The organism is Spartinivicinus ruber, assembly GCF_011009015.1.
In the GTDB taxonomy this organism is placed as follows: Bacteria; Pseudomonadota; Gammaproteobacteria; order Pseudomonadales; family Zooshikellaceae; genus Spartinivicinus; species Spartinivicinus ruber.
The window spans coordinates 465729-481355 of sequence record NZ_CP048878.1; the positions used below are offsets into that span (position 1 = coordinate 465729).

At 42.8% G+C, this 15627-nt stretch carries 14 protein-coding genes; 10 read left to right on the forward strand and 4 right to left on the reverse strand.

Annotated elements, in window-relative coordinates; genetic code table 11:
- Nucleotides 1-132 precede the first annotated feature (132 nt).
- A complete protein-coding gene (gene radC / locus G4Y78_RS02160; RefSeq protein ID WP_163831212.1) occupies nt 133-807 on the reverse strand; it encodes a RadC family protein in 675 nt (224 codons plus the stop codon).
- A gap of 110 nt (nt 808-917) precedes the next feature.
- Between radC and coaBC the strand changes: the two genes are divergently transcribed.
- The 5 genes from coaBC to slmA all read left to right on the forward strand — a co-directional run bounded on the left by coaBC (nt 918) and on the right by slmA (nt 7375).
- Nucleotides 918-2138 carry a bifunctional phosphopantothenoylcysteine decarboxylase/phosphopantothenate--cysteine ligase CoaBC gene (gene coaBC / locus G4Y78_RS02165; protein WP_163831214.1) on the forward strand — a complete coding sequence of 407 codons (1221 nt, stop codon included), beginning with the start codon at nt 918-920 and terminating at the stop codon, nt 2136-2138.
- A 9-nt stretch (nt 2139-2147) separates the two neighbouring features.
- The gene (gene dut, locus G4Y78_RS02170) at nt 2148-2606 is read left to right on the forward strand and encodes a dUTP diphosphatase (protein WP_163831216.1); all 459 of its coding nucleotides are present in this window, start codon (nt 2148-2150) and stop codon (nt 2604-2606) included.
- 262 nt (nt 2607-2868) lie between these two features.
- The gene (locus G4Y78_RS31505) at nt 2869-5463 is read left to right on the forward strand and encodes a phosphomannomutase/phosphoglucomutase (protein ID WP_163831218.1); all 2595 of its coding nucleotides are present in this window, start codon (nt 2869-2871) and stop codon (nt 5461-5463) included.
- Between the two features lie 290 nt (nt 5464-5753).
- Nucleotides 5754-6644: an acetylglutamate kinase gene (argB, locus tag G4Y78_RS02180; RefSeq protein WP_163831220.1), complete on the forward strand. Its 891-nt coding sequence runs from the start codon at nt 5754-5756 to the stop codon at nt 6642-6644.
- Nucleotides 6645-6778: 134 nt separating this feature from the next.
- Nucleotides 6779-7375 (forward strand): nucleoid occlusion factor SlmA, encoded by a 597-nt coding sequence (slmA, locus tag G4Y78_RS02185; RefSeq protein ID WP_163831222.1) that lies wholly within the window; start codon nt 6779-6781, stop codon nt 7373-7375.
- A gap of 164 nt (nt 7376-7539) precedes the next feature.
- Here slmA and G4Y78_RS02190 read toward each other — a convergent pair whose 3' ends face one another.
- Together G4Y78_RS02190 and pyrE are read right to left on the reverse strand one after the other, a co-directional pair.
- Nucleotides 7540-8541, reverse strand: coding sequence for a hypothetical protein (locus tag G4Y78_RS02190; RefSeq protein WP_163831224.1), 1002 nt, complete (start codon nt 8539-8541; stop codon nt 7540-7542).
- Nucleotides 8542-8563: 22 nt separating this feature from the next.
- Nucleotides 8564-9211 (reverse strand): orotate phosphoribosyltransferase, encoded by a 648-nt coding sequence (pyrE, locus tag G4Y78_RS02195; RefSeq protein ID WP_163831226.1) that lies wholly within the window; start codon nt 9209-9211, stop codon nt 8564-8566.
- Between the two features lie 292 nt (nt 9212-9503).
- Between pyrE and G4Y78_RS02200 the strand changes: the two genes are divergently transcribed.
- Nucleotides 9504-10301 carry an exodeoxyribonuclease III gene (locus tag G4Y78_RS02200; protein WP_163831228.1) on the forward strand — a complete coding sequence of 266 codons (798 nt, stop codon included), beginning with the start codon at nt 9504-9506 and terminating at the stop codon, nt 10299-10301.
- Nucleotides 10302-10356: 55 nt separating this feature from the next.
- Here G4Y78_RS02200 and rph read toward each other — a convergent pair whose 3' ends face one another.
- A complete protein-coding gene (gene rph / locus G4Y78_RS02205; RefSeq protein WP_163831229.1) occupies nt 10357-11073 on the reverse strand; it encodes a ribonuclease PH in 717 nt (238 codons plus the stop codon).
- Nucleotides 11074-11310: 237 nt separating this feature from the next.
- On the opposite strand from rph, the gene G4Y78_RS02210 reads away from it, so the two are divergent.
- The 4 genes from G4Y78_RS02210 (at nt 11311) to spoT (ending at nt 15529) form a co-directional block, all read left to right on the forward strand.
- The gene (locus G4Y78_RS02210; protein WP_163831232.1) at nt 11311-12177 is read left to right on the forward strand and encodes a YicC/YloC family endoribonuclease; all 867 of its coding nucleotides are present in this window, start codon (nt 11311-11313) and stop codon (nt 12175-12177) included.
- Complete coding sequence (gmk, locus tag G4Y78_RS02215) at nt 12170-12799, forward strand: guanylate kinase (RefSeq protein WP_163831235.1); 630 nt, start codon at nt 12170-12172, stop codon at nt 12797-12799. The genes G4Y78_RS02210 and gmk overlap by 8 nt, the downstream gene beginning before the upstream one ends.
- A 142-nt stretch (nt 12800-12941) precedes the next feature.
- A complete protein-coding gene (gene rpoZ / locus G4Y78_RS02220; protein WP_163831237.1) occupies nt 12942-13181 on the forward strand; it encodes a DNA-directed RNA polymerase subunit omega in 240 nt (79 codons plus the stop codon).
- A 233-nt stretch (nt 13182-13414) separates the two neighbouring features.
- Nucleotides 13415-15529, forward strand: coding sequence for a bifunctional GTP diphosphokinase/guanosine-3',5'-bis pyrophosphate 3'-pyrophosphohydrolase (spoT, locus tag G4Y78_RS02225; protein WP_163831239.1), 2115 nt, complete (start codon nt 13415-13417; stop codon nt 15527-15529).
- Nucleotides 15530-15627: the final 98 nt, after the last annotated feature.

Sequence of the window (15627 nt, forward strand, 5' to 3'; positions counted from 1 at the left end):
AACTAGTGCCACGAGGAGGCTTGTGTTTTGCCACAGTGTGCAAGCAGCACCCCCCTTAAAGAGCAGTGCTTTATACCAGAACAGCACTCCCTAAGCAAGAAAATTGGCTAAATTTTGAGTTGAGTTAGTTTTTTAAATGTAGCCCAACTCCGCTAGGGATACGACTCTGTTGTCGCCAACAATCAGATGGTCTATTACGCTTACTTCAATAAGCTCTAATGCTTCTTTTAAGTTGGCTGTGATTTCAATATCTGCCTGGCTAGGCTCTGATGAACCACTCGGATGGTTATGGGCTAGAATGACATGTCGAGCTCCTACCACTAAAGCAGCTTTTGCCACTTCGCGGGGATAGATCGCCGCGCTGCTAATGGTACCAAAAAACAACTCTTTAAACTCAATAACTTGGTTTTGGCTATTGAGCATCAGTGCACCAAATACTTCCCTTTGATAGGGCTGCAGGCAGGCTTTGACAAAATTCTTTGCTGCTTCACTACTGTTGAGTAATGGCTTTTTATTCATCGATTGCCAGAAGTAACGTCGAGACATTTCCAGTACTGCTTGCAGCTGGACATACTTTGCTGTACCCATCCCTTTGATGGAACAAAACTGGCTTAGGTCTGCCTCCAGTAATGGATTGAGCCCACCAAATTGATTGATCATCTCTCTGGCTAAGTCAACAGCGGATTTACCGCGAATGCCTGTGCGTAAAAATATAGCTAAAAGCTCAGCATCAGATAAATACTTCGGGCCGTATTCCAGCAACTTCTCTCGTGGTTGCTCAGACTTATCCCAGTCAGTGATCGCCATAATTAAACACTGCTCCTTGTTACGACTTACTTCGAAAAAACTGGCAACAATGGTATCTTAAGCCAATTCTAAAAGACGGCAGATAATCACAGGCTGAATACTTTTTACCCATGACATTAGCAACCCTAAGCAACAAACGAATCATTGTTGGCATTGCAGGTGGTATTGCCGCCTACAAAAGTGCTGAACTGGTTAGACGACTGAAAGAACAGGGGGCTGAAGTCAGGGTCGTGATGACAGAAGCAGCCCAGTCGTTTATTACCCCGTTAACCTTGCAGGCGGTTTCTGGTAATCCAGTTCATATGGATTTACTCGATCCAGCGGCTGAAGCAGCGATGGGACATATTGAGTTAGCCCGGTGGGCGGACTTGGTCTTAATTGCTCCTGCCACGGCTGATCTGATGGCTCGAATGGCTGCGGGCCAGGGCAATGATTTGCTAACCACTTTATGCTTGGCGACTGAAGCACCTATTTGTTTGGCACCAGCGATGAACCAGGCGATGTGGCGTGACGCCAGTACCCAGCATAATGCAACTGTATTGCTTGAGCGTGGAATACAGTGTTTTGGTCCAGCTGAAGGTGAACAGGCATGTGGTGACATTGGGCCAGGTAGGATGTTAGAGCCTACTCAATTAGCTGATAGTTGTGCTCAACAATTTCAGTCAGAGAAGTTAACTGGTAAACATGTGGTGATTACTGCAGGCCCAACCCAAGAAGCGATTGATCCTGTGCGCTATATCAGCAACCACAGCTCTGGAAAAATGGGTTTTGCACTAGCTGAAGCCGCTGTGGCTGCTGGAGCTAAGGTAACATTAATTGCTGGTCCAGTAACTTTGGCTACCCCTGACCGGGTTGTGCGTGTGGATGTTATTAGTGCTATGGATATGTATCAGGCTACCCATCAGGTGATACCTGATGCGGATATTTTTATTGCCTGTGCGGCAGTTGCTGACTATCGTCCTGAGCAGGTAGCTGACCATAAACTAAAAAAAGATCCAACTGTTGCTGAAGATGAAATGATTATTCGATTGGTTCGTAACCCAGATATTGTTGCTTCAGTGGCCAGCCAGCCGAGTAAACCATTTGTCGTAGGCTTTGCTGCGGAAACCCAAGACATCATCAATTATGCCAAAGATAAATTAGAGCATAAAAACCTTGATATGATCATTGCTAACAATGTGGCTGATACGACAGTTGGCTTTAATAGTGATGACAATGCCGTTACTGTGATTAGCCGAGAAGTTGAAGAACCGTTTCCTCCCATGGCAAAAACCTTACTTGCCAGAAAGCTGATTGACTTTATTAGTCATGCTGTCAATAACCAACACTAGAACTGAGTTATGAAGCAAAAATTACAAGCTAAAGTATTAAACCCTAAACTAGGCAACGAAATACCTTTGCCCCACTATGCAACAGAAGGCTCTGCCGGGTTGGACCTGCGAGCTTGCACTGATGAGGATCTAGTGGTTGAGCCTGGTCAAACAGTGTTAATTCCGACTGGGCTGGCTATTTATATAGAAGACTCTAATTTTGCGGCAATGATTTTGCCAAGGTCTGGGCTTGGTCATAAACACGGTATAGTGTTGGGTAATTTGGTTGGTTTGATAGACTCTGATTATCAGGGTGAATTAATGATTTCCTGTTGGAACCGGGGTAACAGCACGTTTACTATCCAGCCAGGTGAGCGCATTGCCCAGTTAGTACTTGTTCCTGTTGTGCAAGCTGAGTTTGAATTAGTGAATGAGTTCCAGTCTACCGCAAGAGGTGTGGGTGGTTTTGGTCACTCAGGCACCAATTAGTTCTGCTTAGGCTTAATAGCTCAGCTTCAGTTTTCTAGCCCGAAAATTTACCAAATATCTAAGCTGCTGTTACCAGGTAAGTTATCCGGGCTAACCTATTGTTTGTATACTAAAGGTTTAGTCTTTCTTAAACGGTGTTTTAGTAAGAGTCACCTGTTGTATATGAAGGTGTCACAAAAATTTCAGGCAGCCTCATATGTGAAATATAATAAAGGCATATGAGAGACCACCTTCAAGTCTGGAGAGACAAATTGGGGGCAACATGGCAAAACTAGCCAAAAAGAAAAAACAATCATCGGCTAACAATATTGCAAGTGAAGGGAAGTTAAATACCAGTCAGAAAAGCTCTACACAGTTTGCCTTTCTTGCAGGTGCCATTAGTTTGGCTGCCACTTTAATTAGCTTAGTTGTGATTTATGTTGGATTTATTCAACAAGGCAATAATAGTTATCAAAAAAGCATTGCCAATGAACAGCTACAGCAATACCAGTCCTTAACTAATAGTTACATGGCTCAATTAAGCCAGCAACTGTCGGCTATTGGAAGCTTGCCAGATGTTGCCGAAAAAGCCCAGCAGCAAGATCATGCAGGGCTTAATGAATTGGTTAATAATCTGTCAAAAATAATTCCTGGTGGCATTCAACTTAACTATCGGATAAAGGGTAGTAGTGACCTCAGCAATAATGGCTCATTGCCACTAAACTTTGCTGCACGTGATTTAGCCAATAAAGCTGAAGCTAGCCAAGAAGTCTTTCCTGAGTTTCATCAGGTGCAAAATCGACCAGTGATTTTCCATGCCGCTGCAATTAGGCGGGGTAGTCAAGTATTAGGTTCGTTAGTGGCTGCGGTTGAAAAAGGAACCTTAGAAAATGCGCTATTAAAAGACAAGCAGGCACCTAAAGGGCAAATTAAGCTAGTGCAAAGTTTTAGGGGTATAGCTACCGAAATTACTAATTTTGGTAAAGCGACCAGTGATGATCCATTCACTCTAAGTACTGCAAACCCCTTATGGAAATTAGAGTTTCGACCAGGTGACGAGGTTAGCGACAATGCTCCTAATTCACTGCTGGTTTTGATAGTGGCCGCATTAATTAGCATAGTTGGTATTATTGTGGCGACGATTGTTGTACAAAAACAACAGAGTACTGCTGAGCAGGCAGATACAGGTACTTTGTTGGATTATATTGAGGCGTTGTTAAAACGTCCCAATACACCTGATGCGGCTTATAAATTGGAACTGTTCTCCAATCTAGCAATCAGTCTTAAAGATCTATTAAAGTCCAATATTAGTAAAGCCAAGCCTGAAGAGTCTGCTCAAGTAACAACTGAGGTTGCAGCGGAGAGCAATGAGCAAAGTCAGGATAAAGAAGAGCTGGCTGACTTTGATTTCACTAATCCACTCTTTCAACACGGTACCCTGGATATTGAAATGATTGATGAAGAGCAGATGGATGAAAAAGTCAGTAGTGATTCTGCTGAAACTGAAGTGCCAGTAAGTATCTTTCGAGCATACGACATTCGAGGAGTAGTGGGAGAGACCTTATCTATAGAAACAGCAGAGCTGATTGGTAAAGCGATAGGAAGTGAAGCATTAGCTGCAAATGAACAGTGTGTCATGGTGGGAGCTGATGGCCGGCTATCTTCCCCTGACATCAGTGAGCAGTTGATCAAAGGTATTCTTTCTACAGGGGCAAATGTTATTGATGTTGGCATGGTGCCAACGCCCCTGGTGTATTTTGCTACCAATATTCTTGATGACAGTAATACCGGCGTGATGGTGACAGGCAGCCATAATCCGCCAAATTACAACGGTTTTAAAATAGTAATTGGTGGAAAAACCCTGGCGAATGAAGAGATTCAAAATCTATATCAGCGGATTGTGAGCAACGACTTTAACTCAGGCCAAGGGCAGCGCCAAGCCATTGATATCGTTGAAAGCTACATTGAGCGGGTACGAGATGATATTGGTATTGCCAAGCCGTTAAAAGTGGTTGTGGATTGTGGTAATGGAGTGGCGGGAGAAATAGCGCCCAGGCTATTAGAAGAGCTTGGGTGTGAGGTAACCCCCCTATATTGTGAGGTAGATGGTAACTTCCCTAACCATCACCCAGATCCAGGTAAGCCAGAAAACCTGGAAGACCTAATCACTATGGTAAAAGAAACGGGGGCTGACTTAGGGTTAGCATTTGATGGTGATGGTGATCGGGTTGGTGTAGTCACTGAAACAGGCAAGGTTATTTACCCTGATCGGTTGATGATGTTATTTGCTAAGGATGTAGTATCTCGAAATCCCGGCGCTGATGTTATTTTTGATGTGAAATGTACCCGTAAACTTACCAGTTTAATTAGTGGCTATGGTGGCCGCCCAATTATGTGGAAAACAGGTCACTCATTGATTAAGGCCAAAATGAAAGAAACTGGTGCATTATTGGCTGGTGAAATGAGTGGTCACATTTTCTTTAAAGAGCGTTGGTATGGTTTTGATGATGGAATATACAGCGCTGCACGTTTACTGGAAATTATCAGTACTGATAATCGCTCTGTAGATGCTATTTTCAGTGCATTTCCAGAAGGGGTTAGCACGCCAGAAATTAATATTGAAGTTACCGATGAAAGCAAGTTTGAAATAGTAAAAAAACTGGCTGAAGAAGGTAATTTTGGTAAAGGAACAATTACTGATATTGATGGGGTGCGAGTTGATTTTCAATCTGGCTGGGGTTTGGTCAGGGCATCTAATACGACACCTATGTTGGTATTACGTTTTGAGGCGGATACTAATGAGCTACTGAAAAAAATTCAGTCTTTATTCAAAAAACAATTGTTGGCCGTTGCGCCAGAGATTAGTATTCCTTTCTAACTCCTTACTTACCCAGGCACACGCTGCAGGTGGTGTCTAGTGCTGAAAAAGTGTGTGACTGGGATCGACAGAATGGCAGCAACTATCTTATAGTGTTTTTTTAATAGTCTAAAAGCGCACTTTTTAGCCGTTTACGACAACTAATTGAATCTATTTCACATTGCAAGCTTGTAACAAATCACATGCTGCGATAAGTTAGCACAGGAGCGCTTCTGGAGTTTTTGAGCTTATTTATCCAGCTCTTTCAAGAAGCGCACAAAGCGTGTTGTGCATTTTACCAGGTTGGAATTATGACGCTGACACATGATAGTGCAGCCCAGTTTACGCGGGTTCTTACGGAATCACTGCCTTATTTGCAAAAATTTGCAGGCAAAATCATCGTTATCAAATACGGTGGTAATGCTATGGAAAATGAACAGTTGCAGAGAGGTTTTGCTCGCGATGTTGTGCTGATGAAACAGGTAGGTATCAATCCAGTGGTTGTTCATGGGGGGGGGCCACAAATTGGTGAGCTTCTAACCAAATTGAATATTCCAACTCGTTTTGTTCAGGGCATGCGTGTCACTGACAGTCAGACCATGGATGTTGTTGAAATGGTATTAGGTGGTCTGGTTAACAAGCAAATTGTCAATTTTATTAATCACCAGGGTGGTAAGGCAGTTGGCTTAACGGGTAAAGATGGACAAACGATACGTGCTCGGAAACTAAATGTTAGCAGTCAGTCACCTGAAACCAACACATCTGAAATCATTGATATTGGCCATGTGGGGGAAGTTGAAAAGATCAAAACTGACCTCATTGATACGCTGATAGCCAGTGATTACATCCCAGTTATTGCACCAATAGGCGTTGATGAAGAGGGTGTCTCTTACAACATTAATGCTGACCTGGTCGCTGGGAAAATTGCCGAAGTGCTAAACGCCGAAAAGTTAATGTTATTAACCAATGTTGCTGGCCTGTTGGATAAGCAGGGGCAGCTACTGACGCAGCTCAGCACGGAAGACGTCGACTACTTGATCGCCGACGGGACAATTCATGGGGGGATGCTGCCAAAGGTTCGCTGCGCATTAAGTGCAGTCAAACATGGCGTCAAAAGCGCTCATATAGTTGATGGACGTCAAACCCATGCGGTGTTGTTAGAAATATTTTCTAACGAAGGGGTAGGGACCCTTATCAATTAACCTGGACTGTTGCTGCTGTTTTGCAGCAGTCTTAAAAGGCTAGCAACTATCAGGATTAACCCTGTCAGGGATAATGGATAGCAAGACACCTCACCATGAAAAACACAAACTAATAATGTAGAAATAAGGTGATAATGGATAAGACAAGAAAAACCTCGCGCAAAGAACAAATTCTTCAAGCCTTGGCAACTATGTTAGAAACCAGTCCAGGAGCGAGGATAACGACATCAAAGTTAGCTAAGGAAGTTGGGGTTTCGGAAGCAGCGCTTTATCGGCATTTCCCCAGCAAAGCGAAGATGTTTGAAGGGTTGATAGAGTTTATTGAGGAGACGATTTTTTCTCGCATTAATTTAATTGTGAATGAAGAACAAACGGCAATCAGACGTTGTGAAAAAATATTAAGCATGTTGCTGGCGTTTGCTGAAAAGAATCCAGGTATAACTAGAATCTTAACGGGGGATGCGTTAGCGGGTGAAACAGCACGGTTAAGAAATAGAGTCATTCAGCTATTTGATCGGTTGGAAACTCAGCTTAAACAAATTATTCGTGAAGCGGAAGTGAGAGAAGGGCTGCGTACCAACCTAACATTAACGGGTGGAGCGAACTTATTGCTAGCCTCAGCAGAAGGGCGAATCAGCCAATATGTGCGCAGTGAGTTCAAGCGCCCGCCTACTGAGTATTGGTCAGATCAATGGCCGCTGTTAGCCAGTGCGGTATTTAAAAGCGAATAGTTGATTATTAATTCGCTTACATGCTACTCAAAACAAAAGGGACTTTTGTTTGGTTCAGAAGTCCCTTTTCTGGTTTGATATCTATATTCGTTCTTGTCGGTACTATCAAATAATTTTCTAACCTATCTCTGTTCCATAATTTGTAAAAATATCCAACACCTTTCTTATCGCTTTTGCAGGGCAATCTTTTCGTCATTAAATTGAACTGTTAATTTATTTTTTTTGTAAGACGTAAGGTTTATATAAAAAGTTTTGCCTTGTTTTGAAGTGGTTACAGTGCCTGTTTTGTCAGTATTTTGTTCTGTATTTACATTAAAAATTAGCTGGCTTTGATTGCGTAAGTGCCATTTTCCAGCAAATAGCAGTTTTTCACCTGTTGTCATTTTTTTCATCCAGGTAAAGGTGCCTCTTGGGCTGAGAATCCACTCATGCTTGTCTTCAGCTGCTTGGGTAGATTTCCAGATGCCTAGCAAGTCTTGTCTAGCCACTTTAACTTCGCTATCTGCTGAGGAGGCCGCTGCTGGCTGCTCTAAACCAAGAAGAACTCTCAGCCGGTTGGCATCATTAGCAAATTTGGCGTTGGTCTGTTCTTGCTCTTTTCGCTTTTCTTTAACTTGTTCTTGTAGGCCTGCAATTTCCTGTTCTTGCTCTTTGATAGAGTCTAACAGCTGTTTGGGTACGGTTCGGCCTGCCCTCTCAATATTGGCGGCTCTGGCCTGTTTTTCTGCTTTTTGGTTTTGTAAGCGTTGGATATTGCCTTGAATAACCCCAATGCGACCTTCGATTTCGTTGAGCTGCCGCACCTTGGCTCGCTCAACGTCTTTAACTGAACTGTAAAGTCGTAATAAAGTTTGGTCAGCCTGCTTTTGTTGTTCTTCTTGTTCGCGTTTTGCTTGCTCTAACAGCTCCTGTTGTTTTTTCTCCAGAATTTGCTCTTGGGTGAGCTCTGGAGGCACAACTTTTATTACGCGGCCCCTAGTATCAATAACCGTATAACCTTTTTTTGCAAACCTAGGTGGTATACTACTATTGATAACTATTTGGCCTTGTTCATTTTTATACTTATAGAAGGTTCGCTTGTCCTCTGCCTCTACAGGGTTAGCGACTAGCTGAAAAGCCAGCGTAATAACAAGGCACCATTTTGAAAATTGCTGAGATACTTCCAATTCTATTGCCCTTTAGACTACATCAGTTGTTTATGCCATAACGCAAGCGATAGGCGTCAATTGCCGTAGCATATTCCATAAATCTCTCATCGCGTTTAACAAAATCAATAATTTGTAACTGGTTCACAATGCTAAGCACAGGAATACCAAAGTCTTTTTCAACTTCTTGAATAGCAGACAGTTCACCTTTGCCTTTTTCTTGTCTATCTAAAGCAATTAACACGCCAGCAGGTTCAGCACCAGCGTCTTCAATAATAGACATGACCTCTCTTATAGCAGTACCTGCAGTAATTACATCATCGATAATCAGAACCTTACCTTTTAATGGTGCGCCTACTATTGTCCCTCCTTCGCCATGGTCTTTGGCTTCCTTGCGATTAAAAGCAAAGGGGAGGTCTCTACCATATTCATTAGCTAACGCAATTGCTGTGCTAGCAGCCAAGGGGATGCCTTTATAGGCGGGGCCAAAGATAACATCACAGGAGGGATTAGCTGACTGTAAAGCTGCTGCATAAAACTGGCCAAGCTGAGCAAGTGCCTCACCGGTGTTAAAAAGACCGGCATTAAAAAAATAAGGGCTAACCCGACCCGACTTGAGGGTGAACTGGCCAAATCGTAAGACATCGTGCTTGATAGCAAACTCTATGAAGGCTTGTTGATAACTTTCCATAAGTATCCTAGGTTCTATCTTCCCCTTACTTAAAGCTTAGGCGGAAACAGGCACCTTTTGCATAGTGATCGTGGCTTTAATTGGTAGGGGACAGTGAGAGTTAAAGACCATTGCCCAGCCTGTAATTTAGGCTGTCATGTTTAAACAGCAGTATTATGATGGCTGGCTACAAACATAGTTTAAGACTTTTGTAAAACCAGTGACTATCATTCAGTAATAAGGTGTTAATACGCTATTTTTGCTCAGGCAACATCTCGGGTATCATACACTCTCCTTTGAAAAGGGGCTACGTATGAGGATTATCAGCTTTAATTTAGAAGGTATTCAAAAGGCAAAGGAAAAGGGGTTTTTTACATGGGCGTCTCAACAAGATGCCGATATTATTTGTTTGCAAAATACCAATGCCGATGAGTACCAAATTGAGAGTAGTGAATTTAACCTAAATGGATATGAACCCTATTGCTTTTCTGCATCTGACACCACTAAAGGTGGGGTAGCTATTTATAGCCGAATTCCGCCTAAGGCAGTTATTAGAGGATTAGGGTTTGAGTTGGCAGATAATTTGGGGTGTTATATTCAAGCTGATTTTGACAAAGTCAGTATTGCCAGCTTACTACTACCAGATGCTACTCCGCATCAAGTCGGAAGCCTAAATAATAAACATAGCCAGGCAGATAAACAGCAATTTTTGGCGCAATATGCTGGTTATCTTGAAAAGCAAAAGCGCAAGCGACGAGAGTTTTTAATTTGTGGAAGCTGGTATATTGCTCATCAAAAAGTAGATGTGGCTGACTGGCGAGCACAACAAGACAAGAGTGGTTTTTTGCCCGAGGAGCGTGACTGGCTCAGTTATCTAAATAATGAAATCGGCTTGCTAGATACTTACCGAGAAGTGGACCGAGAAGCCGGTAAATATAGCTGGTGGTCATCTGATGAGGAAAAAGAGCAAAATAATGGTTGTCGCTATGATTACACGTTAGCTACCCAAGGTATGCGTCATACGGTGCTTAATGCTGGTATCTATATGGGACAGCTGTTTTCATGTCATGCACCAGTAATTGTTGACTATGATTGGGAGCTAAGGACTTAACGAGATATGAAGGTGTGAAGATGTAGAGGGGGTATCTCTACATCTTTTCAGGTGACTATTCTGCCAGGCTTTGTCGCTGCAGCTCGATCAACTGGGCAATTCCCTGCTCTGCATAGTCCAGCATCTGGTTCATTTCGGCACGATTAAAGGGAGCACCTTCAGCAGTTCCCTGTACTTCTATTAACCCGCCACTTTCAGCCATCACCACATTCATATCAGTTTCGGCGTTAGAGTCTTCGATATAGTCTAGATCGAGAACGGGTTGCCCCTGATAGACACCAACTGATATGGAGGCCACTAGTTGTTTCAGTGGGTCGGAGGTGAGTTTTTTATTCCGTTGTAAATAGCGGATAGCATCTACCATAGCAACACAGGCGCCTGTAATAGATGCTGTGCGGGTGCCACCATCTGCCTGGATAACATCGCAATCCAGCTGAATAGTAAATTCACCTAGTTTTGTTAGGTCAATGGCGGCACGTAAGGAGCGACCAATTAACCGCTGAATTTCAAGGGTGCGTCCTCCTTGTTTACCTCGGGCGGCTTCTCTGCCCATCCGCTCATTAGTAGAACGGGGTAACATACCGTATTCTGCTGTCACCCAGCCTTGGCCCTGCCCTTTTAAAAAGCGTGGGACACCTTCCGTCACAGAAGCATTACAAATAACTTTGGTGTCACCAAACTCAATTAAAACTGAGCCCTCGGCATGTTTGGTATATTCTCGAGTAATTTTTACCGAGCGTAACTGATCAAATAATCTACCACTGGGACGCATAAAAATTCCTTACCATTGACTAACAGGTGAATCAAAGCAAAAAGCAATGCTTTACGACACCCAATTGAAAAACTTGGCCAGTATTATATAGGAAGTGCAGAGTAGGATAAAAAGCAGTTAAACAGTAAAGCTATTTTCATGCTGATGTCTGTTAGTAATCTTTTCGCTGTATTAACTACTCTATAGTCGTATATTCAGGTTAAAATAACAATTTTAAAGCTAATTTGGGACGTTATCATGACCCGAAGCATGACTGCCTATGCGCGGCGTGAAACAAAGCAAGCCTGGGGTTCTCTGATATGGGAGCTCCGCTCGGTTAATCACCGTTATTTAGAGCCTCAGTTTAGACTACCAGAAGCATTTCGTGAGATTGAGCCTGCATTACGAGAAACAACGCGTAAGCATTTATCCCGTGGCAAAGTGGAATGTTTTTTACGCTATAACTTGTTGGCAGAGCAAGAAAGTGAGCTGGTGATTAATGAATCACTAGCAAAAAATATCGCAAAAGCTTGTGGCCAGATTGAACAACTGTTCCCTAATGTAACGCCTGTTGCACCATTGTCAGTTCTAGAATGGCCTGGCGTATTGCAACAGCAGGAAGTTGATTTAACCGATATTCTTCAAACGGCAGTTGTCGAGTTTGAGAAGACAGTGATTGAACTGAATGAAACCCGTAACAGGGAAGGTCTAGAATTAAAAGAGTTTATCTTGAAGCGTTTGGCTCAAATTGAGCAGGAAGTTTCCACGGTTCGCTCTATGATGCCAACGTTGTTAAAGTTACAGCGGGATAAAATAGTGCAGCGGTTAGCAGAAGCTAAAGTTGAGATTGATCCTAATAGGCTTGAGCAAGAACTCGTATTAATGGCCCAGAAAGCTGATGTTGATGAAGAGATGGATCGACTGGCAACTCATATCACAGAAGTACGGCGGGTGCTGGATGTTAAAGATGCTGTAGGTCGTCGTCTTGACTTTTTAATGCAAGAGTTGAATCGCGAGGCTAATACCCTGGCTTCAAAATCAATTAGTGCAGAAACTACCCAATGTGCAGTTAATCTGAAAGTGTACATTGAACAAATGCGTGAGCAGGTCCAGAACATTGAGTAAGACAAACGAAACTATCGGCACCCTATTTATTATTTCGGCCCCTTCTGGGGCGGGAAAAACCAGTTTAGTGAAAGCCCTGGTAGAAAAGACCAAGGATATTTGTGTATCAGTTTCTCACACCACCCGATCACAGCGTCCTGGTGAGCAAGAGGGGGTTAATTACCACTTTGTCAGTGTTGAACAATTTCAGCAAATGCTTACTCAATCTGCCTTTTTAGAAAGTGCTAATGTGTTTGGTAATTATTATGGCACTTCGCAACAATGGGTAGGGCAGCAGTTAGCTAGTGGAGTTGATGTTATTTTGGAAATCGACTGGCAAGGTGCTCATCAGGTTAGAGAACAATTACCTGAGGCGCAGAGTATTTTTATTGTGCCACCTTCACAAACAGCACTGAAGGAGCGCCTTGAAAAACGTGGTCAAGATGATCAAGGTGTCATCAGTAAGCGAATGGCTGCTGCCGTAGATGAAATGACCCATTTTGTAGAATATGACTACTTAGTGGTTAATGATGATTTTGATCAAGCACTGCAGCAGCTACAGGCTATTGTGCTGGCAAGTCGGCAGCAGTTAACTAAACAACAAGTGAGGCATCAGCAATTGCTGATTGAACTCTTGTCATAGTGGCTGGTGATTAAGTAAACTGAGCGGCTATTTTTTATATTGGATGCCTTGAAAAGAGTACCTTAACAGAGGTTCTTAAGTTAAATTCAAGTTACTTGATACTGGGCTTTTTATTAATACTGGAATGAAAGTGGAGTAGGTCATGGCTCGAGTTACTGTAGAAGATTGTCTTGATAATGTGGACAACCGTTTTCAGTTAGTAATGGTTGCCACTAAGCGGGCTCGCCAACTTGCCACGGGTGGCAAAGATGCACTGTTAGATTGGGAAAACGATAAGCCTACAGTCATGGCTTTAAGGGAAATTTCGGCTGGCTTAATCAAGCCAGATATGCTTGAAGAGCAAGAAAAGCAAGCTGATGGCCTTGGAGTCGAAAACGACTAATTTAATATCAACTTATGGCGACTGTTTGGTGTCTATTAATTAAGCCCTGTAAAAAAGGAGGGTGTCGCAACACTACAGTGCTCATGGCCTTTTGAACAGTCTCACAGTACATAATGGGCCCCAAAGCAAGAGAAGGGGCGCACAGCAGATAATGGGTCTAATGTGCAAATTAACCTTTTGGTTCAGTTGTGGTTGCTGCTGTCGTATTTTTGCAGAAAATCAGGAGGCGAGTATTGCCAACCATTGATGCATTAGCTGAACGACTTTATACCTATCTTGACCGCAGTCAGATTCACTGTGTTCGCAGGGCTTATTACTATGCGGAACAGGCGCACTTTGGCCAGCGCCGTCGCAGTGGCGAGCCTTATGTTACTCATCCCCTGGCGGTTGCTAATATTCTTGCCAATATGCACATGGACCATCAGAGCCTGATGGCGGCCATGCTTCATGATGTTATTGAAGATACTGCCATAGAAAAGCACGCAGTTGCTGAACAGTTTGGCGATACGGTAGGTGAGCTGGTAGATGGAGTGAGCAAGCTGACTCAAATGCATTTTGAGTCTAAAGCTGAACAGCAAGCCGAAAACTTCCAAAAGATGGCGTTGGCGATGGCCAAGGACATTCGGGTTATTTTAGTTAAGTTAGCTGATCGCTTGCACAATATGCGAACGCTAGGGGTGCTGCGCCCTGATAAGCGTCGGCGCATTGCCAAAGAAACCCTGGAAATTTATGCTCCCATTGCTAATCGGTTGGGGATGAATAATATTCGGGTGGAGTTTGAGGAGCTTGGCTTCCAGGCTATGTATCCTCTCAGGTCCAACTTAATTCGTCAGGCTGTTATTAAAGCTAGAGGCAATCGCAAAGAACTGGTTAATAAAATCCAACATGCTGTTAGCACCCGGCTTGAAGAGCATGGGATTAAGGCAGATGTTATCGGCCGCGAAAAGCATCTTTATAGTATTTATAAAAAGATGCGTAACCAGCGTAAGTCTTTTTCTGAAATAATGGATGTGTATGCATTTCGGATTATTGTTAACAGTATAGATGACTGCTACCGAGTGCTTGGTGCAGTACATAATTTATACAAACCATTTCCTGGCCGGTTTAAAGACTATATTGCTATTCCAAAAGCTAATGGCTATCAGTCATTGCATACGACATTATTTGGTATGCATGGGGTACCGATTGAAATTCAAATCCGTACTCAGGAAATGGAAGACATGGCTAATAATGGTATTGCTGCTCACTGGTTGTATAAATCTGATGATGAAGCGTTAAATGGCAGCCATGCTCGAACTCGCCGTTGGCTGTCTGGTATGTTGGAATTACAAAAAAATGCGGGCAGCTCGTTAGAGTTTATTGAAAACGTAAAAATCGATCTTTTCCCAGATGAAGTTTATGTATTTACACCTAAGGGCAATATTATGGAACTGCCCAAAGGAGCAACCCCTGTGGACTTTGCTTATGCTGTTCACACTGATGTAGGCAAGACCTGTGTCGCCTGTCGTATAGACCGAAAATTAGCGTCGTTAAGTCAACCACTCCAAAGTGGCCAAACAGTTGAAGTTATTACAGCACCAGGTGCCCGACCTAACGCCACTTGGTTAAGTTTTGTAATTACAGGTAAAGCACGAGGCAATATCCGTCACTTCCTAAAACAGCAGCGAGTTTCAGAGTCTATTTCATTAGGCAAGCGTTTATTAAATAAAGCCCTTGCTAATTTTGATACCAATACAGATAAGCTCACCAAAGAGCAAATTAATAACTCTCTGAAAGAGTTTGGTTTTAAATCCAAAGATGAGTTATTGCAGGATATTGGTTTAGGTAATCGAATGGCTTATCTGGTTGCCAGGCATTTAGCTGTGCAAGACGAAAAAACTCAACTGGAAACCAGTGGTAAAGAGCAGCCATTGACTATCAGGGGAACAGAAGGGATGGTACTTAGCTTTGCCAAATGCTGTCACCCAATTCCAGGGGATCCGGTTGTGGGTCACGTTAGCTCTGGTCGTGGAATGGTTATTCATACCAATGCATGTCGTAATATCGTTGAAATAAGGCATAATCCTGAAAAGTGCCTCGATGTAGAATGGGATAAAAATGTATCAGGTGAGTTTTCAGTTGAATTGAAAGTTGAACTGGAGCATCAGCGAGGCATAGTTGCAACGTTGGCAACAACTATTACCTCTACTGACGCTAATATTGAAAAAATCAGTATGGAAGAAAGGGATGCCCAGTTTAGTATTATTCACTTGTTAATTAATGTGAATGACCGGGTGCATCTTGCCCGCACAATAAAAAAACTACGTGCGATTAAAGGGGTTACCTCTATATCACGCATTAAAGGCTAATACCCTTCACGAATATTTTTTATGCTTTATTGTTAGCTTCGCCTAAAAAACTTCGTTTTGGGTGTTAATTTCAACAATAAATTCATAGTTATAATTTA

Bases quoted from the DNA above. Each gene is read 5' to 3' on its own strand.
- G4Y78_RS31505 (WP_163831218.1), top strand. From the start codon at position 2,869: ATGGCAAAACTAGCCAAAAAGAAAAAACAATCATCGGCTAACAATATT.
- G4Y78_RS02210 (WP_163831232.1), top strand. From the start codon at position 11,311: ATGACCCGAAGCATGACTGCCTATGCGCGGCGTGAAACAAAGCAAGCC.
- G4Y78_RS02200 (WP_163831228.1), top strand. From the start codon at position 9,504: ATGAGGATTATCAGCTTTAATTTAGAAGGTATTCAAAAGGCAAAGGAA.
- rpoZ (WP_163831237.1), top strand. From the start codon at position 12,942: ATGGCTCGAGTTACTGTAGAAGATTGTCTTGATAATGTGGACAACCGT.
- pyrE (WP_163831226.1), bottom strand. From the start codon at position 9,211: ATGGAAAGTTATCAACAAGCCTTCATAGAGTTTGCTATCAAGCACGAT.
- argB (WP_163831220.1), top strand. From the start codon at position 5,754: ATGACGCTGACACATGATAGTGCAGCCCAGTTTACGCGGGTTCTTACG.
- radC (WP_163831212.1), bottom strand. From the start codon at position 807: ATGGCGATCACTGACTGGGATAAGTCTGAGCAACCACGAGAGAAGTTG.
- dut (WP_163831216.1), top strand. From the start codon at position 2,148: ATGAAGCAAAAATTACAAGCTAAAGTATTAAACCCTAAACTAGGCAAC.
- slmA (WP_163831222.1), top strand. From the start codon at position 6,779: ATGGATAAGACAAGAAAAACCTCGCGCAAAGAACAAATTCTTCAAGCC.
- coaBC (WP_163831214.1), top strand. From the start codon at position 918: ATGACATTAGCAACCCTAAGCAACAAACGAATCATTGTTGGCATTGCA.
- rph (WP_163831229.1), bottom strand. From the start codon at position 11,073: ATGCGTCCCAGTGGTAGATTATTTGATCAGTTACGCTCGGTAAAAATT.